At 63.0% G+C, this 17,914-nt stretch carries 17 protein-coding genes; 14 read left to right on the top strand and 3 right to left on the bottom strand.

The features are described from left to right. Positions 1–34: 34 nt before the first annotated feature. Complete coding sequence (locus tag NKH83_RS25645; RefSeq protein ID WP_254817694.1) at positions 35–613, bottom strand: NUDIX domain-containing protein; 579 nt, start codon at positions 611–613, stop codon at positions 35–37. 152 nt (positions 614–765) lie between these two features. Here NKH83_RS25645 and NKH83_RS25640 point away from each other — a divergent pair, with 152 nt between their 5' ends. The 8 genes from NKH83_RS25640 to NKH83_RS25605 all read left to right on the top strand — a co-directional run bounded on the left by NKH83_RS25640 (position 766) and on the right by NKH83_RS25605 (position 7,461). Next, entirely contained in the window at positions 766–1,869 is a 1,104-nt protein-coding gene (locus tag NKH83_RS25640) for an NADH:flavin oxidoreductase/NADH oxidase (protein ID WP_352477404.1), read from the top strand. 107 nt (positions 1,870–1,976) lie between these two features. After that, a complete protein-coding gene (locus tag NKH83_RS25635; RefSeq protein ID WP_352808038.1) occupies positions 1,977–2,294 on the top strand; it encodes an SH3 domain-containing protein in 318 nt (105 codons plus the stop codon). Between the two features lie 62 nt (positions 2,295–2,356). Further along, positions 2,357–2,650, top strand: coding sequence for a DUF982 domain-containing protein (locus NKH83_RS25630; protein ID WP_352467305.1), 294 nt, complete (start codon positions 2,357–2,359; stop codon positions 2,648–2,650). Positions 2,651–2,678: 28 nt separating this feature from the next. Then, the gene (locus NKH83_RS25625) at positions 2,679–2,918 is read left to right on the top strand and encodes a DUF2188 domain-containing protein (RefSeq protein WP_254817690.1); all 240 of its coding nucleotides are present in this window, start codon (positions 2,679–2,681) and stop codon (positions 2,916–2,918) included. A 166-nt stretch (positions 2,919–3,084) separates the two neighbouring features. After that, positions 3,085–4,170 (top strand): ABC transporter ATP-binding protein, encoded by a 1,086-nt coding sequence (locus NKH83_RS25620; protein ID WP_352804823.1) that lies wholly within the window; start codon positions 3,085–3,087, stop codon positions 4,168–4,170. Positions 4,171–4,203: 33 nt separating this feature from the next. Beyond that, positions 4,204–5,529, top strand: a complete 1,326-nt coding sequence (locus NKH83_RS25615; protein ID WP_254817688.1) for an ABC transporter substrate-binding protein — start codon at positions 4,204–4,206, stop codon at positions 5,527–5,529. A gap of 86 nt (positions 5,530–5,615) precedes the next feature. Continuing rightward, complete coding sequence (locus NKH83_RS25610; protein WP_254817687.1) at positions 5,616–6,566, top strand: carbohydrate ABC transporter permease; 951 nt, start codon at positions 5,616–5,618, stop codon at positions 6,564–6,566. A gap of 1 nt (position 6,567) precedes the next feature. Then, positions 6,568–7,461 carry a carbohydrate ABC transporter permease gene (locus NKH83_RS25605; RefSeq protein ID WP_352477400.1) on the top strand — a complete coding sequence of 298 codons (894 nt, stop codon included), beginning with the start codon at positions 6,568–6,570 and terminating at the stop codon, positions 7,459–7,461. 89 nt (positions 7,462–7,550) lie between these two features. Here NKH83_RS25605 and NKH83_RS25600 read toward each other — a convergent pair whose 3' ends face one another. Beyond that, positions 7,551–8,537 carry an alpha/beta fold hydrolase gene (locus tag NKH83_RS25600; RefSeq protein ID WP_352808037.1) on the bottom strand — a complete coding sequence of 329 codons (987 nt, stop codon included), beginning with the start codon at positions 8,535–8,537 and terminating at the stop codon, positions 7,551–7,553. 149 nt (positions 8,538–8,686) lie between these two features. Between NKH83_RS25600 and NKH83_RS25595 the strand changes: the two genes are divergently transcribed. The 5 genes from NKH83_RS25595 (at position 8,687) to NKH83_RS25575 (ending at position 16,077) form a co-directional block, all read left to right on the top strand. Beyond that, positions 8,687–9,436, top strand: a complete 750-nt coding sequence (locus NKH83_RS25595; RefSeq protein WP_352808036.1) for a competence/damage-inducible protein A — start codon at positions 8,687–8,689, stop codon at positions 9,434–9,436. A gap of 74 nt (positions 9,437–9,510) precedes the next feature. Then, a complete protein-coding gene (locus tag NKH83_RS25590; RefSeq protein WP_352477397.1) occupies positions 9,511–10,344 on the top strand; it encodes a universal stress protein in 834 nt (277 codons plus the stop codon). A gap of 112 nt (positions 10,345–10,456) precedes the next feature. Further along, positions 10,457–10,957: a xanthine phosphoribosyltransferase gene (gpt, locus tag NKH83_RS25585; RefSeq protein ID WP_352808035.1), complete on the top strand. Its 501-nt coding sequence runs from the start codon at positions 10,457–10,459 to the stop codon at positions 10,955–10,957. A 221-nt stretch (positions 10,958–11,178) separates the two neighbouring features. Then, the gene (locus NKH83_RS25580; protein ID WP_352808034.1) at positions 11,179–11,667 is read left to right on the top strand and encodes an NUDIX hydrolase; all 489 of its coding nucleotides are present in this window, start codon (positions 11,179–11,181) and stop codon (positions 11,665–11,667) included. Positions 11,668–12,312: 645 nt separating this feature from the next. Next, positions 12,313–16,077 (top strand): vitamin B12-dependent ribonucleotide reductase, encoded by a 3,765-nt coding sequence (locus tag NKH83_RS25575; RefSeq protein ID WP_352808033.1) that lies wholly within the window; start codon positions 12,313–12,315, stop codon positions 16,075–16,077. Positions 16,078–16,204: 127 nt separating this feature from the next. Here NKH83_RS25575 and NKH83_RS25570 read toward each other — a convergent pair whose 3' ends face one another. Further along, complete coding sequence (locus tag NKH83_RS25570; protein ID WP_254817680.1) at positions 16,205–17,215, bottom strand: MBL fold metallo-hydrolase; 1,011 nt, start codon at positions 17,213–17,215, stop codon at positions 16,205–16,207. A 355-nt stretch (positions 17,216–17,570) separates the two neighbouring features. Here NKH83_RS25570 and NKH83_RS25565 point away from each other — a divergent pair, with 355 nt between their 5' ends. Next, positions 17,571–17,771, top strand: coding sequence for a type II toxin-antitoxin system HicB family antitoxin (locus NKH83_RS25565; RefSeq protein WP_352808032.1), 201 nt, complete (start codon positions 17,571–17,573; stop codon positions 17,769–17,771). Positions 17,772–17,914: the final 143 nt, after the last annotated feature.

Below are 17,914 nucleotides of genomic sequence, written 5' to 3'. Positions count from 1 at the left end.
ATCTCAGCCCGTTGCGGCAAGGAATTAAAGCCGTTCACCTCCCGATCGGGTTCAGCTTCAAATGCTGGATTAAAATAATCGTCTTGGCGTCGATGATCCGACCATCGTGGATGCCGGCCAGAGCCTCGTCGAGCGGCATTTCGAGAACCTCGATGTCTTCGCCTTCGTCGTGGGCGCCGCCGCCGTCGGAAATGCGGTCGGCGGGCGAATAGCGGGCGACGAAGAACCAGAGCCGCTCGGTCACGCTACCGGGGCTCATATAGGGCGAAAACAGCCGCTGCACGTCCTTCAGACGGTAGCCGAGTTCCTCCTCGGCCTCCTTGCGGATGCAGGTTTCGGGATCGTCTTCGTCGAGCAGGCCGGCACAGGCCTCGATCAGCGGCTCCTTGTGGCCGGTGACGTAGGCGGGGTAGCGGAACTGCCGCACCAGAAGCACCGTCGACCGCTCGGGATCGAAAGGCAGGATCACCGCGCCGTCGCCGCGATCGTAGGTTTGGCGGGTATGCGTTTCCCATTTGCCGTCGCGCCGGCGATAGTCGAAGACGGTCTTTTTCAAAACCGCCCATTCGTCGGAAAGGACTTCCTCAGAGCGGATGCGAATGCGATCTTCCATGGTGGACTCCCTGCTGCCGCGGCAAGGCGTAGCCGCGAACGGCCGTTCGTGCAATCGGTCCACCAATTGGTCCAGGGGCCGTTTCACCGTCTCGTGTCTGGCGCTGGCACAGTCGGCTGCCTAAATAGCGGCAACCCTTTCCGGAGTTTTTTATGACCTCATCGCTTTTCCAGCCGATCACCCTCGACGGCCTCACCTTCCCCAACCGCATCGCGGTCGCGCCGATGTGCCAGTATTCGGCCGAGGACGGCTCGGCCAGCGATTGGCATCTCTATCACTGGATGAACCTGGCGATGTCGGGCGCCGGCATGGTCACCGTCGAGATGACCGATGTCGAACGGCGCGGCCGCATCTCGCATGGCTGTCTCGGCCTCTATTCCGAGGACAATGAGGCGGCTGCCCGGCGCACGCTGGATGCAGCCAAGCGTGTCGCCGCACCGGGCACGAAATTCGGTACGCAGCTTGCCCACGCCGGACGCAAGGCCTCCAACCGCAAACCCTGGGAGGGCGGCGGCCCGCTGCACGCCGATCAGGACCCGTGGCCGATCGTATCGGCCTCGGCGATCGCTTACGACACCGGCTGGCAGGTGCCGCGGGCGCTGGAGGACGACGAGATCCTGCAAATCATCGAACGCTTCGCCGACGCGGCGCGGCGGGCCGAGCGCGCCGGCTTCGACTTCATCGAGCTGCATGCCGCGCATGGCTATCTGATCTTCCAGTTCCTGTCGCCGCTTTCCAACCGGCGTACCGACCGCTGGGGCGGCTCGCTGGAAAACCGCATGCGTTTCGCCGTCGAGATCGCCAACGCGGTAAAGAAGGCGGTGCCCAGGCTGATGCTGGGCGCGCGTCTGTCGATCAAGGAATGGGTCGATGGCGGCTTCGACGTCGAGGATGCGATCGAAGTGGCAAAAGCGCTGAAGGAAGCCGGCGTCGCCTATCTCTGCTGCTCGAGTGGCGGCAATTCGCCGTTGCAGAAGCTGCCGACCGGCCCGGGCTACCAGGTGCATTTGGCCGAAGCGGTGCGCAAGGCCGTCGGCATCCCGACGCGGGCCGTCGGCCTGATCGACGATCCGAAACAGGCCGAGGCGATCGTCGCCGACGGCCGCGCCGACATGGTGGCGCTGGCGCGCGCCTTTCTTGCCGATCCGCGCTGGGGCTGGCGCGCCGCGGCCACCTTCGGCGAGAAAATCCACCCGGCGCCGCAGCTTGCCCGCTCGGTGACGACGATGCAGCACTGGATGAAGGCGGCGAACTGACGGCGGGTTCGTCTCGCTGGACGGGCCAGCACAGCTTCGCACTGATCCTCTGCCGGTGTAGAGTGGCCGGGGCCGCGGCGGGGCGCGGCGGGTTGGGGAGCAGAGACATGTCGTTTAGGGGGATTTCCATTGCGGCTGCCGCCGCGGTTGTGGCCGGGCTGTCGTTCGCCGCATCGACGCCGGCCGGGGCGCAATCTTGCGAAGGTACGGTTCACGGTCTTTCCAGGCACTACAATCTGGCAACGGGAAGCGGCTTTCTCGCCGTTCGGGCCCGACCGAACTCGTCGTCACGCATGATCGGGCAATTGTTCAATGGGGACCAAACCGAGATCTTCGACCGCCGCGGAAACTGGTACCAGGTCGATTTCGGTGGCCGCACCGGCTGGGCGAATGCGCGCTGGCTGCGCAATGACTGCGGCTACTGAGCTATTTTCGCCTGAGCTAAAATAGCAGTTGCAACCAAATCGGCCGCTCCGCGTTGGCGGCGATGATGGACAGCAAGCCATTTGAAAAGCCGGTCGTGGTCGAACTCGGCCATGTCGGCAAGTATCGCCACATCCGCAGCGCCCAGGAGGCGGCGGAGTGCCTGATGACGGTCTGGCCACTCAATCGCGGGCCCCGTCATCGTGATGCCCTCGACACTTGCCTAAAAGTGCTGGAAGGTTATCGTTCGACGGCGGATGCGCGCCGGGCACTGATCGAAGCCGCCAGGGAATCGGACGTGCTGGTCGCAGACGACAGGCTGCCAGACGACAGGTTGGCCGACGACAGGCTGCATTGAGGCAACGGGCTTTCAACCGGAGGGTTTCATGGCGAAACTGACCTACAAGATCGTCGAGCATGACGGAGGCTGGGCCTACAAGGTCGGCTCGACATTCTCCGAAACGTTCCCCACCCATCAGGATGCCTTGCGCGCCGCCGAGATCGCTTCGGCCGAACAGCAGGTCGCCGGCAACACCGACGGCATCCAGTATGAGGACGCCGACGGCAACTGGCACGACGAGCTCGCCGACGGCCGCGACCGGCCGCAGACCGAGGTTTCGGATTAGGGCGTGTCGATATCCCAGTGATGCCGGCGTGCTTTACAGGTCAGTTTGGTAGCGCTACCGTCTCACATCGCGCGCGTGACCGGGGAGGAGCCTGGGCGTCGCCGCGGGCCAGGCAGGAAAGCGGTTTCCTTCGAAGTCGTTGCAGGAATCAGTCGGGAGGAGATCGATGGCGTCTGTCGCAATCGGCGATGTCTACAAATCATTTGGGACCGTCGAGGTCCTGCACGGGGTCAGCGTCGATATAAACGACGGCGAGTTCGTCACGCTGGTCGGACCTTCGGGTTGCGGAAAGTCGACCCTTCTCAGAATGATCGCCGGCCTGGAAAAGATCTCGCGCGGCCAGATCGCGATCGGCAAACGTGTGGTCAACAACGTTGCGCCAAAGGAGCGCGACGTCGCCATGGTCTTCCAGAACTATGCGCTCTACCCGCATATGACGGTTGCCGAGAACATGGCGTTCTCGCTGATGCTCAAGGGCGTTCCCAAGACGGAGAGCGATGCCGGCGTGCGGCGTGCGGCCGAGATCCTGGGACTGGTGCCGCTGCTCGACCGTTATCCCCGCCAGCTTTCCGGCGGCCAGCGCCAACGCGTCGCCATGGGGCGGGCGATCGTGCGCGACCCGCAGGTTTTCCTGTTCGACGAGCCGCTGTCCAATCTCGATGCCAAGCTCCGGGTGCAGATGCGCGCCGAGATCAAGGAACTGCACCAGCGCCTGAAGACCACGACGGTCTACGTCACCCACGACCAGATCGAGGCGATGACCATGGCCGACAAGATCGTCGTCATGCATGACGGCATCGTCGAGCAGATCGGGCCGCCGCTCGAACTCTACGACCGGCCGAACAATCTTTTTGTCGCCAGCTTCATCGGGTCGCCCGCCATGAACATGCTCAGGGGCGAGATCGTAAGCGACGGCTCGCCGTCGTTCCGCGGCGCCGGAGGGATTTCGGTCCCGTTGGCCTCAGCACTTTCCATCGGCAATGGTGAGCCGGTCGTGCTGGGGATACGGCCCGAGCATTTACGGCTGTCCGACCATCAGGGCATTCCGGTCACCGTCGCGGTGGTCGAGCCGACAGGGTCCGAAGTGCAGCTCATCGGCCGAACCGCCGGCGGCGAGGAGATCGTCGCCAATTTCCGGGAACGGCATTCCTTCACGCCGGGCGAAACCATCCGGCTTACGGCCGAGCCTGGCCTCATCCATCTCTTTCACGGCAAAACCGGACAGCGGTTCGAAACACCCATCGAGCAGTAGGACGGCACGGACAATAAGCAGGAGGAAGCGAACATGAAATTCACCAGACGTGACGTGATCCGCACCACCGCCGGCGCGGCGGCGGGAGCCTTGGGAAGCCGGTTCATCGGCTCTCCCGCCTTTGCTCAGGAGGGGTTGAAATACAAGCCCGAGGACGGCGCCAAGCTCAGGCTGCTGCGCTGGTCGCCTTTCGTGCAGGGCGACGAGGACCAATGGCTGGCCAACACCAAGCGCTTCACCGAAGCGACCGGCGTCGAGGTCCGCGTCGACAAGGAAAGCTGGGAGGACATTCGCCCCAAGGCGGCGGTCGCCGCCAATGTCGGCTCCGGCCCGGACCTGATGTTCGTCTGGTTCGACGACCCGCACCAATATCCCGACAAGCTGCACGATGTGACGGAACTAGGCGAATATCTCGGCTCGAAATATGGCGGCTGGCACGATGGACCGCACCAATATGCGACACGGCAAGGCAAGTTCCTCGGCCTGCCACTGGCGACCATCGGCAATGCCATCGTCTATCGCGAAAGCTGGGTGAAAGAGGCCGGCTTCTCAGAATTTCCAAAGGACACGGCAGGCCTGCTCGAGCTTTGCAAGGCATTGCAGGCGAAGGGGCACCCGGCCGGCTTCACGCACGGCCACGGCGTCGGCGACGGCAACAACTACGCCCACTGGCTGCTGTGGAGCCATGGCGGCCAGATGGTCGACGAGAACAGCAAGGTGACGATCAACAGCCCGGAGACGCTGAAGGCGATCGAATACGCGCAGCAACTCTACAAGACCTTCATTCCCGGCACCGAAAGCTGGCTCGACGTCAACAACAACCGCGCCTTCCTGGCCGGCGAATTGAGTGTCATCGCCAACGGGATTTCGGCCTACAACACCGCCAAGATCAACAAGGACAAGGATCCGAAGCTGGCTGAAATAGCCAAGGACATCCGCACCACCAACCTGCCGATCGGCCCGGTCGGAAAATCCGTCGAGCTGTTCCAGGTGACCACGGCCGTGATCTTCGACTACACGCCCTACCCCAACGCGGCCAAGGCCTACCTGCAGTTCATGTTCGAGGATCCGCAAATGTCGCAGTGGATCACGTCGTCGGCAGGCTATTGCTGCCAGACGCTCAAAGCCTTCGATAACAACCCGGTGTGGACGGCCGATCCGAACAATGCCGCCTACGCCAAGGCCTCGGCGACGCTGCGGCCCAACGGCTATGCCGGCCCGCTCGGCTACGCCTCGGCGGCGACCATGGCCGATTATGTGCTGGTCGATATGTTTGCCAAGGCGGTGACTGGCCAGGCGACACCGCAAGAGGCGATGGAAGAGGCCGAAAAGCGCGCCAACCGCTACTATCGCGTTTGAGCCGGCTCGGCCGGGCAGCCATGCTGCCCGGCTTCGAATCGCGCATGGCCGCCCGGCCGTTTACGAAACCTTAGAGGAGCCGACCCATGGCCGTGACCTCCGCCGCCGTTCAGCCGCGTCCCTCGATCTTGTCTCGCATCCTGGCGACCTTGGCCGATAGCCGAAACGCGCTTGGCTTCGGCTTCATGCTGCCGGCGGCGGCATTGCTGCTGGTCTTCCTGACCTATCCACTCGGGCTCGGCGTCTGGCTCGGCTTCACCGATGCCCGCATCGGCCGCCCCGGCATCTTCATTGGCATCGAGAATTACGAATATCTGTGGGACGACGCCGTCTTCTGGCTCTCCGTTTTCAACACCTTGCTTTATACGATCAGCGCCTCGATCCTGAAGTTCGTGCTCGGCCTCTGGCTGGCGCTTATCCTCAACCAGAACCTGCCGTTCAAATCGTTCTTCCGCGCGATCGTCCTGCTCCCCTGGGTGGTGCCGACGGTGCTGTCGGCGATCGCCTTCTGGTGGATCTACGATTCGCAGTTCTCGATCCTGTCCTGGGCGCTTATGGAAATGGGCCTGATCGACCATCGCATCAATTTCCTCGGCGATCCCGAGAATGCGCGGGCTTCGGTCATCGCCGCCAATGTCTGGCGCGGCATTCCTTTCGTGGCGATCACGCTGCTTGCCGGCCTGCAGACGATTCCGCAGTCGCTCTACGAGGCCGCCACGCTCGACGGCGCCAGCCGCTGGCAATTGTTCCGCTATGTGACGCTGCCGCTGCTGACGCCGATCATCGCCATCACCATGACGTTTTCGGTGCTGTTCACCTTTACCGATTTCCAGCTGATCTATGTGCTGACGCGCGGTGGGCCGGTGAATGCCACGCACCTGATGGCGACGCTGTCGTTCCAGCGCGGCATTTCCGGAGGCCAGCTTGGCGAAGGCGCCGCGATCGCAGTCGCCATGATCCCGTTCCTGCTGGCGGCGATCCTGTTCAGCTACTTTGGCCTGCAACGGCGCAAATGGCAGCAGGGCGGCGGAGATTGACATGACCGCGATCGAAACGAGCAAACGCCCGAAACTCGACGAAGGCGGCATGGGCTACCTGCAGAGCGTGCCGCGCCGCGTGGTGACGGTCTATCTGCCGTTGCTGATATTCGTCATCGTGCTGTTGTTTCCGTTCTACTGGATGACGATCACGGCGGTTAAGCCCAATCTCGAGATGACCGACTACGCCAATTTCAATCCGTTCTGGGTGGTGCATCCGACGCTCGAGCATATCCGCTACCTGCTCTTCGAGACCTCCTATCCGGGCTGGCTGCTCAACACGATCATCATCTCGACCGCCGCCACCTTCCTGTCGCTGCTGGCTGCGGTGTTCGCGGCCTATGCCATCGAACGCTTGAGGTTCTCCGGGGCGCGCCAGGTCGGCCTCGCGGTGTTCCTCGCCTATCTCGTACCGCCTTCGATCCTGTTCATTCCGCTGTCGGTGATGGTGTTCAACCTTGGGCTTTACGACACGCCCTTCGCTCTCATCCTCACCTATCCGACCTTCCTGATCCCGTTCTGCACATGGCTGTTGATGGGTTATTTCCGCTCGATCCCGTTCGAGCTGGAGGAATGCGCGCTGATCGACGGGGCGAGCCGCTGGCAGATCCTCACCAAGATCGTGCTGCCGCTGTCGGTGCCGGGCCTAATTTCCGCCGGCATCTTCGCATTCACGCTGTCATGGAACGAGTTCATCTACGCCTTGACCTTCATTCAGTCGTCCGAAAACAAGACTGTGCCGGTCGGCGTGCTCACAGAGCTGGTGCGCTCGGACGTCTATGAATGGGGGGCGCTGATGGCGGGAGCGCTGATCGGCTCGCTGCCGGTGGTGGTGCTCTATTCGTTCTTTGTCGAGCACTATGTTTCCTCGATGACCGGAGCCGTGAAGGAATAGCCGATATCCTGATTAGGTTCGGAGGTATTCCCGGCGGCCGGGATGCGCGGGGCGGCACCCTGCCGGCCGATACCGCGTCCGGGAGGGTGTCAGCTGCCGGTGTCGGACTTCGGCGCAAATGCGCGGTCGGCAATGCGTTCGATGAAAGCGACGACCCGTTCCGGCCCGACGAATTGTGGCATATGGCCAAGCCCCTCGACCGGCTCGAAATCGAGCCCGCTGATCTTTTCCATCAGCGGCCAGCCATGGATATCGATGCCCAGCACGACGTCGGAAGCACCAAACAGAATGCCAGCCGGCATGGTGATCTCGCGATAGCGTTGCTCGATACGGCCAAGGTCGTGCTCGATGGCCACGACATCGGTCGACGTTGCATAGAAATGACTTGGCCTGAGCCCGCACCAGCCGCCGCCCTCGACCATATAGTCGGCCGGCGTCGCCTGCGGCGCGAAGATGAAGGCCAGCGTGCGTTCTGCGTATCTGAGAGCCGCCGGGATCGCCACCGTGTGAGCCATGATCCGGCGCCGCAGCGGCGACTGAATGTATAGCGGGCCGAACTTCTCGCGCGCGTCCGGCTCCATATGGGTCAGCGGCGCCAGCAAGGCGACACCGGAAATCGCCTCGGGATGCTCGACAGCCAGCGTCAGTGCGATGGCTCCGCCCAGCGAATGGCCGACGATCAGCGGCTTTTCCAGTCCCAGCATTTCGATGAAGCGCCGCACGATTTCGGCCTGCTCGGGCAACCGCCCGCTGGCGCCCGTGGCCCGCACCGAATAGCCGGAGCCCGGACGGTCGAGCGCAATCAGCCGATAGTTCGAGCCGAAAATTCCGAACAGCGTGTGGCGGAAATGATGAAGCTGCGCGCCGAGACCGTGCAGGAAGACGATCGGCCGGCCCTCGCCCGTCTCGACATAATGAATGCGGTTGCCGTCGATCTCGATGAATTTCCCGCTGGCCGGCACCAGCCTTTCGGCTTTCGCCGCGATCCGCCGTGTCGCCAGCAGAGGATAGGCTGCCACGACGAGCACCAGCAGAACCAGCGCGCCGGGCAGCCATGGAAGAATCGGTACCGGCATGTCTTGCTCAAGGCTCCAAACCGGCACGCAGCATCACCCGCCGAAGGGTCCACTGCAAGGGAGGTGGCACAGGTGGATCCGTCGTTTGGCGGCATTGCCGCCGGCCGTCCGCCGCGCTATCTCAGGCGACCCGTTTGCCGGAGCCTGCCATGACCGAAATCGTCACCGCCGCCATGCTCGTCATCGGCGACGAGATTCTGTCCGGCCGTACCAAGGACAAGAACATCGGCCACCTCGCCGATATCATGACGGCGATCGGCATCGACCTGAAGGAAGTGCGCATCGTTGCGGACGAGGAAGACGAGATCGTCGCTGCGGTGAATGCGCTGCGCACCCGCTACACCTATGTCTTCACCACCGGCGGCATCGGCCCGACGCATGACGACATCACCGCCGATTCGGTTGCCAAGGCCTTTGGCGTGCCATGCGAATACGACGCCCGGGCCTACGCCCTGCTGGAGGCAAGCTATGCTGCCCGGGGCATCGAATACACGGAAGCGCGCAAGCGCATGGCGCGGATGCCGCGCGGGGCAGACCACATCGACAACCCAGTGTCGGTTGCGCCGGGCTTTCGCATCGGCAACGTCCATGTCATGGCCGGCGTGCCGGCGATTTTCCAAGCGATGCTCGACAATGTCGTGCCGACGTTGCGGGCCGGCACCAAAATGCTGTCGGCCACCGTGGAATGCCCGTTCGGCGAAGGCCTGATCGGCGGGCCGCTGGGCGACATCCAGACGGCGCATCCGGACACGATCATCGGCTCCTACCCGAAATATGGCGACGGCAAGTTCTGGACGGAACTGGTGGTGAGGGCCCGTAGCCAGCAGGCGCTGGACTCCGCACGCGCCGACGTAGAGGCTATAGTGGCGGGTTTGATCAAGGCAAACAAGGCGGGCTGATCGGCGTGACGGAACCAAGCATCGCGCAGTGACGTTTGTCACGATGGGATCGCCGTAAGGAGTGAGGGACTGCCATGCGATTCAAGACCATCGTCGCCATACTGCAGAACGAACAGGACGCCGAGCGCGTGCTCGACTGCGCGATCCCGCTGGCCAGCCGTTTCCAGAGCCATCTGATCGGCATCCATGCCGAGGCGCTGCCCGTGCCCTACACCTCGGCCACCGGCTTTCCGGACACCGAGTTCCTGCAGGTTTCGGCCGACATGAACCGGGAGCGCGCCGAGAAGTTGCAGGCCGCCTTTCACAATCGCGTCGAGAATTCCGGCCTGTCGTTCGAATGGCGCAGCCTCGAGAGTTTTTCCGGCGACAGTGCGCTTACCGGCATCTCGACCGTTCGCACTGCGGACCTGATCATCGCCGCGCAGCGCGAATCGGGCAGCGACCCGAGCGCCGACGTCGACACGCTGGTCTACGATGCCGGCCGGCCGGTGCTGGTGGTGCCGCATTCGGGTCCGCTGGTGACCAGCTTCAAGCATGTGCTGCTCGCCTGGAACGGCAGCAAGGAAGCCGCGCGCGCGGCCTTCGATGCCCTGCCCTTCATCATCGAGGCCGAGAAGACGGACATCGTCGTCATCGACCCGCCGGATACGCTCGACGAGGCGCCGGAAACGGCCGGCGCAGAGATCGCCGCCTCGCTGTCCAGGCACGGCGCGACCGTCAGCGTCTCGGTGCTGAGGTCCGGCGGCGCCTCGGTCGACGACATCATCCAGACCAGGGTCGCCGAAACGGGTGCGGACCTGCTCGTGCTCGGCGCCTACAGCCATTCCTGGCTGCGCCAGCTGCTGTTCGGCGGGGTCACGCGGACCGTGCTGCGCACCGCACCGGTGGCGGCTTTCCTGTCGCGGTAGCTTCACAGGGATAGCTTTCCACTCCCCTTGCCAAAGCCAAGCCTTTCCAGTTAATTCCGCGCGCTTTCCATAGTGTCTGCGCGCGATGCGCGCTTTGCGGAGTGCGCGAAAGATGTCCCTGCCCGAAAAAGCCTTCCCGGTCTCCTGGGACCAGTTCCACCGCGATGCGCGCGCGCTCGCCTGGCGGCTTGCCGGCGCCAACAAGGGGCAATGGAAGGCGATCGTCTGCATCACGCGCGGCGGCCTGGTTCCTGCCGCCATCATTTCGCGCGAGCTCGGCATCCGAGTTATTGAGACGGTCTGCGTCGCGTCCTACCACGACTACACCAGCCAGGGGCAGTTGCAGGTGCTGAAGGAGGTCACGCCGGCGCTACTCGTGGATGACGGGGCCGGCGTGCTGATCATCGACGACCTCACCGATACCGGCAAGACTGCCGGCATCGTGCGCGCGATGATGCCCAAGGCGCATTTCGCCACCGTCTACGCCAAGCCAAAAGGCAGGCCGATGGTCGACACTTTCGTTACCGAGGTCAGCCAGGACACCTGGATCTATTTTCCGTGGGACATGGGCTTCACCTACCAGAAGCCGATCGCCGACGACCACGCCGGCTGATTCGCGGCACCGCCGCTTATTGCAACCAGCCCGCCCAAGGCACCATCCGCAGCCGAGAAATGCCGGCGTGATGCTCGCGCGGCCGCCCCATTTGGGCGAGACCGGCGCAAATCGGCAGAATTTCGCTGGTCCATGAAACATTTTTTACTTTTATTGCTTATAATTAGCCGTAAGATTCATGAGACGGCAAATGATTCTGGAAGCTGGGGCAAGCTTCTCCGATGTTGACGAGGCCAACGACGCACAACCATCTGGCCGAAAGGGTCCAGCGACTCTTCGGCGCGGTGCCGTCCCGCCTGCAGGTTGCAGCGTTGCCTTGGCGCGATAGCGGGGACGGCGTCGAAATCATGCTGATCACCAGCCGCGATACCGGCCGTTGGGTGCTTCCCAAGGGCTGGCCGGAAGCGAAGGAGCCGCTTTGCGAAGCGGCGGCGCGCGAAGCCGGCGAGGAGGCCGGGCTGCGCGGCACGATCTCGCATCAAGAGGCCGGCCGCTATTTCTACGCCAAGGTGCTGGATTCTGGCGAGGAAGTGCCGTGCGAGGTTCTGGTGTTCCCGCTGCAGGTCGAGAAGGTCGCCGACCGGTGGAAGGAAAAGCGGGCACGCACCCGCAAGTGGGTCAGCGCCGCCGAGGCTGTGGGCATGGTGCATGAACCGGACCTTCGCCAGATCATCGCCCATTTCTGCGCCGATCCACGCCGGTTCTCCTGAGCCCGGGCGGCGCATAGCCGCGGTCAGGTGCCGCGAACGCCATCGCCGAAGCACCTCCGCGCGGCGCCGAACCTTCCTCGCTGCGCTCCGCTTCTATCCCCGTTATCCACATATGTGACACACAAGATGTTGGGGTCATAAAAGCTACGCAAACGAATCCTTGACGGCGCAAAACGAGTCGCCTTTTATAGGCCATGCGCTCCTGTTGAGAGCGCGACCGGAAAAGTTTCGAGGCCGGTCTTTTTCCCGGAATATGTGCGTTTTGATCCGCATTCCCGCCTGTTTACGAGGCCGGCGGAGGCGTGGGATTTTGAAGCCTTGGGGGCGAAAGGGGAGGATTGTCGGACTTGAATAAATTGTCTGTTAATACTATATTTAGTGTTTGCAGGTAGGTTCGACGCTAGATAATGTGAATTTCCCTCGACCGAGGGCGTTACAAAAAGTTTTCAGTTTTGAGGGACCCACAGGGTCCGTGAGCGCGTTGGACAGCGGCCTCGTAAGAGGTTCGACCGGCAGGGCGGCGGAGACTGTGACGATGAGAGCCGGGGTTTTCGAACGCCGGCAGACGGCGGGCATGCGCGTTTCGTCAAGAGGGCAGAAATCCTCTGGGAAAAGCGCTATATGTAGACAAAAGGGACCGGACCAATGCGCATCGAGCGTCGTTTCACCAAGCCAGGGCAATCAGCTTACGCGGAGATCGAATTCCGCAAGGCGCTTTCTGAGATCAAGAATCCGGATGGCTCGGTGGTGTTCCGCTTGGACAACATCGACGTGCCGGCGCAGTTCTCCCAGGTTGCCGCCGATATCCTGGCGCAGAAATATTTCCGCAAGGCTGGCGTCCCGGCCCGGCTGAAGAAGGTCGAAGAGACGCAAGTTCCCTCCTTCCTGTGGCGCTCCGTGGCCGACGAGGCTGAACTGGCCAAGCTGCCGGAAGCCGCGCGCTACGGTTCCGAGACCGACGCCCGCCAGGTCTTCGACCGGCTTGCCGGCACCTGGACCTATTGGGGCTGGAAGGGCGGCTACTTCAAGTCGGAGGAAGACGCGCGCGCCTTCCGTGACGAGCTCGCCTATATGCTGGCCACCCAGCGCGTCGCGCCGAATTCGCCGCAATGGTTCAACACCGGCCTGCACTGGGCCTATGGCATCGACGGTCCGAGCCAGGGCCATTTCTATGTCGACCCGTTCACCGGCAAGCTGACCAAGTCGAAGTCTTCCTACGAGCATCCGCAGCCGCATGCCTGCTTCATTCAGGGCGTGCAGGACGACCTCGTCAACGAGGGCGGCATCATGGATTTGTGGGTGCGTGAGGCGCGCCTGTTCAAATATGGCTCCGGCACCGGCTCGAACTTCTCGTTCCTGCGCGGCGAAGGCGAAAAGCTGTCGGGCGGCGGCCGCTCGTCGGGGCTGATGAGCTTCCTCAAGATCGGCGACCGCGCGGCCGGCGCCATCAAGTCGGGCGGCACGACGCGTCGCGCGGCGAAAATGGTCATCGTCGACGCTGATCATCCCGATATCGAGGAATTCATCGACTGGAAGGTCAATGAGGAGCAGAAGGTCGCCTCGCTGGTCACCGGCTCGAAGATCGTCAAGAAGCACCTCGAAGCGATCATGAGGGCCTGCATCAACTGCGAAGGCAATGGCGACGATTGCTTCGACCCGGCGGTCAACACCGCGTTGAAGCGCGAGATCAAGGCGGCCAAGAAGGACGCGGTGCCGGAGAACTACATCTACCGCGTCATCCAGTTCGCCAAGCAGGGCTACACCTCGATGTCGTTCAAGACCTACGACACCGACTGGGATTCGGACGCCTATCTCACCGTTTCCGGCCAGAACTCCAACAATTCGGTGTCGCTGAAGGACGATTTCCTGCGCGCCGTCGAGCAGGACGGCGACTGGCATCTCACCGCCCGCAAGGACGGCAAGGTGCTGAAGACGCTGAAGGCGCGCGATCTCTGGGAAAAGATCGGCTACGCCGCCTGGGCGTCGGCCGATCCGGGCTTGCATTTCAACACGACGATGAACGACTGGCACACCTGCGCCTCGGCCGGTGCGATCCGGGCGTCCAACCCGTGCTCGGAATACATGTTCCTCGACGACACTGCCTGCAATCTGGCGTCGATCAACCTACTGCCCTATCGCAACGCCGACGGCACCATCGACATCGCTGCCTACGAGCACACGGTGCGGCTGTGGACCATGGTGCTGGAAATCTCCGTCATGATGGCGCAGTTCCCGTCGAAGGAGATCGCCAAGCTTTCCTACGAGTACCGCACGCTCGGCCTCGGCTACGCCAACATCGGCGGCCTGCTGATGACCTCGGGCATTCCTTACGATTCCGACGAGGGCCGCGCCATTTGCGCCGCCCTCACCGCGATCATGACCGGCACCGCCTATGCCACTTCGGCTGAAATGGCCGCCGAGCTCGGCGCCTTCCCCGACTACGACCGCAATGCGCAGAACATGCTGCGTGTCATGCGCAATCACCGCCGCGCGGCCTACGGCGAAAGGGACGGCTACGAGAAGCTTGCCGTCAACCCGGTGCCGCTGGTCGCCTCGGATCTCAAGCAGCAGGAGCTTGCCGACCATGCCAAGGCCGCCTGGGACCGCGCCATCGAGCTTGGCGAGGAGCATGGCTACCGCAACGCGCAGGCAACGGTGATCGCACCGACCGGCACGATCGGCCTGGTGATGGATTGCGACACCACCGGTATCGAGCCCGACTTCGCGCTGGTGAAATTCAAGAAGCTCGCCGGCGGCGGCTATTTCAAGATCATCAACCGCGCCGTGCCCGAAGCGCTGCGAACCCTCGGCTATTCCGAGGCCCAGATCGCCGAGATCGAGGCCTATGCCGTCGGCCACGGCAATCTCAACCAGGCGCCGGGCATCAATCCCGGCTCGCTCAAGGCAAAAGGCTTTACCGACGAAAAGATCGCCGCACTCAATGCGGCATTGAAGTCGGCCTTCGATATCAAGTTCGTCTTCAATCAGTGGACGCTGGGCGCCGACTGGGTGAAGGAGACGTTCGGCTTCACCGACGAGCAGCTCAATGATTTCTCGTTCGAGATGCTGCCGGCGCTGGGTTTCTCGAAGAAGGACATCGAGGCCGCCAACATCCATGTCTGCGGAGCGATGACGCTGGAAGGCGCGCCGTTCCTGAAGGCCGAACACCTGCCTGTGTTCGACTGCGCCAGCCCGTGCGGCAAGATCGGCAAGCGTTCGCTGTCGATCAACAGCCACATCATGATGATGGCGGCGGCACAGCCCTTCATTTCCGGCGCCATTTCCAAGACCATCAACATGCCGAACGATGCGACGGTGGAAGACGCCAAGGGCGCCTACATGCTGTCGTGGAAGCTGGCGCTGAAGGCCAACGCGCTCTATCGCGACGGCTCGAAGCTGTCGCAGCCGCTCAACGCCTCGTTGCTTGCCGACGTCGAAGACGACGAGGACGAAGCGCTCGAGCAGCTGATCGCGGCACCGGCCGCGCAGCGCGCCGTGCAGGTGACCGAGAAGATCGTCGAGCGCGTCGTCGAGCGTCTCTACCGCGACCGCGAGAAACTGCCGAACCGCCGCAAGGGCTATACCCAGAAGGCGGTCGTCGGCGGCCACAAGGTCTATCTCAGGACCGGCGAATTCGATGACGGCCGCCTCGGCGAGATCTTCATCGACATGCACAAGGAAGGTGCCGCCTTCCGGGCGATGATGAACAACTTCGCCATCGCCATTTCGCTCGGCCTGCAATATGGCGTGCCGCTCGAGGAATTTGTCGAGGCCTTCACCTTCACCAAGTTCGAGCCGGCCGGCATGGTGCAGGGCAACGACGCCATCAAGAACGCCACGTCGATCCTCGACTATGTGTTCCGCGAACTCGCCGTCTCCTATCTCGGCCGCCACGACCTCGCCCATGTCGACCAGTCGGACTTCGACAAGACCGCACTCGGGCGCGGCATCAACGAAGGCAAGGCGACGCCCTTCTCCAAGGGCCTGACCCGCGGCGCCTCGCCGGTCAAGCTGGTGTCGGGCATGGGTGCCGAGCCCAAGGGCTTTGCCGGCGCGGGCTCCGGAACTCCGGCCCGTACCGCCCCGACCGCCTTCTCCGGCTCCAACGTGCTGACGCTGAAGCCCGCCAGTGACGAGGCCATTGCCTACAAGCGCGACTACGAGGAGCGCGCCAGGGAACTGGTCGAGGACATCGTCTACGCGGAAGCCTCCGACCCGACGGAGCTGTTCACCGACGAGGCCGCGAAAGAAGCAGCCGAAGCCAAAGCGCTCGCCGCCAACCGGCGCCAGCAATCATTGATGCAGGGCTACACCGGCAACGAATGCTCGGAATGCCATAACTTCACGATGGTGCGGAACGGGACTTGCGAGAAGTGCGACACTTGCGGGGCTACGAGCGGGTGTAGCTGAGATAGCTGATAGGCAAGTTCATCGCTTGGAGGTGGGTTGACGGCAACCCACCTCTAACGGCCAAAGCTCGCGACGTTGCTCGTGCGGTCGTTCAAACGCTGTGCTCGGCCCTAACCCAATACGCGGGTCAGTAGTCCCAGACAGCCGGCACGCAACGAAAGACATCGCCGTCCACCGCCACATGGCAGATAGACGGGAACGGCAGGTGAGTGGCCACCAGCGGCTCGCGGGTCGCCGCCAGCTCCCGCAAAAGATTGATCCGGACGCGGGCCGCCTCCTCGGGGTCGTGTTCGAAGCCGTTGTGCCAGTCGGGTTGGTCGAACCCGACCTGGAACACGGCGTCGCCGGCGAAGGTCAGCCGATCGCCGCCGGACGCTAGGCGGACCACGCTGTGCCCGGGGGTGTGGCCGCCGGTGAGCGTGACGACCACCCCCGGCGCCACCTCATGCTCCGTCTCAAACGGCCGCAACTGGCTGTGGTAGTCGTTCACGAACCGCTTGGCCGCCCGCCGCAGCGCATCCGGGAACCCCGTTGGCATGGAGACGCGGGAGAAATCGGGCGACTCCCAGAACTTGAGCTCGGCGGCCGCCACGTGAATCCGCAGATCCGGACGCAGCCGGTCCTTCACCCCGTCGATGAGGAGCCCGCCAATGTGGTCCATGTGCATATGGGTCAGCACCACGTCGGTGACGGATGCGAGATCGATGCCGGCGGCCTCCAGTCGCGAGACCAACCGCCCGGCCCTCGGCAAGTGCAAGTCCGGGTCCATCCCCAGCCCGGCGTCCACGAGTATGGTCCGGTCGCCGCTGCGTACGACGACCACGTTCAGCGGCCACTCGAGCACGTCCGGCGGCAGGAACATGTCGTCCAGCCAGGCCGCCCGGAGGGCCGGGTCGACGTTGTATGCCATAACCGGCGCTGGTATCGGCAGCACTCCATCGCTGACCACCAGCACGTCGATGTCGCCGACCTGCAGCGCGTAGCGCGACGGAACCAATTCGGGCTCCGGTCTACCGTTGCTGTGCTTGGCGTTCAGGCTGTCGGCGCAGTGCTGGATCGAGGGGTGTGAAATGTTGTCCAAGCTCATGTTTGTCTCCTGCTGACCAGTCGTGCGGGTTTTTGTTTCTGCCTGCGACATGATGCGCTCCTGTTTTGCGTGATCGAGACGTGTGGGTCACAAGCCACGTCGGGGACCCTATGGGGAAGCGTGTCGGCTATCGAGCTACACCTGAGGATGGGTCAGCCTGTGCTCTCAGTGGACCGCAGCGAGGATTTGGTGGTGAAGAGGCTGGCATGAGGGAGTAGACGCTCTCGCCCACCGAACCGCGCCCCGTGCTCAGCGTTGACTCGAAGCCGTCCTCAATATCCGTGACGATGTGCTCATTAGAGCAGGAAAGATCTCAGGAGGAGCTGCTGTTCAACTACGTCGGTGTAGATGATCGGCCGCTGGCCATAATGACATTTCCAACCGAAGAGGTCGCGCAATGCGTTACGTGGCAGTCATCGAAAAGCCGGAAACAATTTTTCCGCTTAGCTGCCGGACCTACCCGGCTGCATTGCGATCGGTGCTCGAGGTGGAAAAACCGAAATTCGCGACGCAATACGCTTTCACATCGAAGGCTTCGCGCGCCGATGGACTGGATGTGCCCAAAGGTATCAGTCTGGCGGAATATGCGGAATATATTGAGGCGTAAAAGCTGCGCCTCCCCTTCTCCCCTTGTGGGCCTGTTGCGTAGTAACTGGGGATGTTTGGATGGGGCGGGATCGCAGGGATTTCGCTCGTCTTTGTGAGCTCCGCCCCCTTGTTTGGGCTTTCGGCGGCGGTTTCGGCCCGGGC

It is taken from the genome of Mesorhizobium sp. M0909 (assembly GCF_040319515.1).
In the GTDB taxonomy this organism is placed as follows: domain Bacteria; phylum Pseudomonadota; class Alphaproteobacteria; order Rhizobiales; family Rhizobiaceae; genus Mesorhizobium.
The sequence above is the reverse complement of the archived record's forward strand: the minus strand, read 5'-3'. Positions and strand labels throughout refer to the sequence as shown.

Coding starts and splice junctions, on each gene's coding strand:
- NKH83_RS25645 (WP_254817694.1), bottom strand. CDS start 613: ATGGAAGATCGCATTCGCATCCGCTCTGAGGAAGTCCTTTCCGACGAA.
- NKH83_RS25640 (WP_352477404.1), top strand. CDS start 766: ATGACCTCATCGCTTTTCCAGCCGATCACCCTCGACGGCCTCACCTTC.
- NKH83_RS25635 (WP_352808038.1), top strand. CDS start 1,977: ATGTCGTTTAGGGGGATTTCCATTGCGGCTGCCGCCGCGGTTGTGGCC.
- NKH83_RS25630 (WP_352467305.1), top strand. CDS start 2,357: ATGATGGACAGCAAGCCATTTGAAAAGCCGGTCGTGGTCGAACTCGGC.
- NKH83_RS25625 (WP_254817690.1), top strand. CDS start 2,679: ATGGCGAAACTGACCTACAAGATCGTCGAGCATGACGGAGGCTGGGCC.
- NKH83_RS25620 (WP_352804823.1), top strand. CDS start 3,085: ATGGCGTCTGTCGCAATCGGCGATGTCTACAAATCATTTGGGACCGTC.
- NKH83_RS25615 (WP_254817688.1), top strand. CDS start 4,204: ATGAAATTCACCAGACGTGACGTGATCCGCACCACCGCCGGCGCGGCG.
- NKH83_RS25610 (WP_254817687.1), top strand. CDS start 5,616: ATGGCCGTGACCTCCGCCGCCGTTCAGCCGCGTCCCTCGATCTTGTCT.
- NKH83_RS25605 (WP_352477400.1), top strand. CDS start 6,568: ATGACCGCGATCGAAACGAGCAAACGCCCGAAACTCGACGAAGGCGGC.
- NKH83_RS25600 (WP_352808037.1), bottom strand. CDS start 8,537: ATGCCGGTACCGATTCTTCCATGGCTGCCCGGCGCGCTGGTTCTGCTG.
- NKH83_RS25595 (WP_352808036.1), top strand. CDS start 8,687: ATGACCGAAATCGTCACCGCCGCCATGCTCGTCATCGGCGACGAGATT.
- NKH83_RS25590 (WP_352477397.1), top strand. CDS start 9,511: ATGCGATTCAAGACCATCGTCGCCATACTGCAGAACGAACAGGACGCC.
- gpt (WP_352808035.1), top strand. CDS start 10,457: ATGTCCCTGCCCGAAAAAGCCTTCCCGGTCTCCTGGGACCAGTTCCAC.
- NKH83_RS25580 (WP_352808034.1), top strand. CDS start 11,179: ATGTTGACGAGGCCAACGACGCACAACCATCTGGCCGAAAGGGTCCAG.
- NKH83_RS25575 (WP_352808033.1), top strand. CDS start 12,313: ATGCGCATCGAGCGTCGTTTCACCAAGCCAGGGCAATCAGCTTACGCG.
- NKH83_RS25570 (WP_254817680.1), bottom strand. CDS start 17,215: ATGTCGCAGGCAGAAACAAAAACCCGCACGACTGGTCAGCAGGAGACA.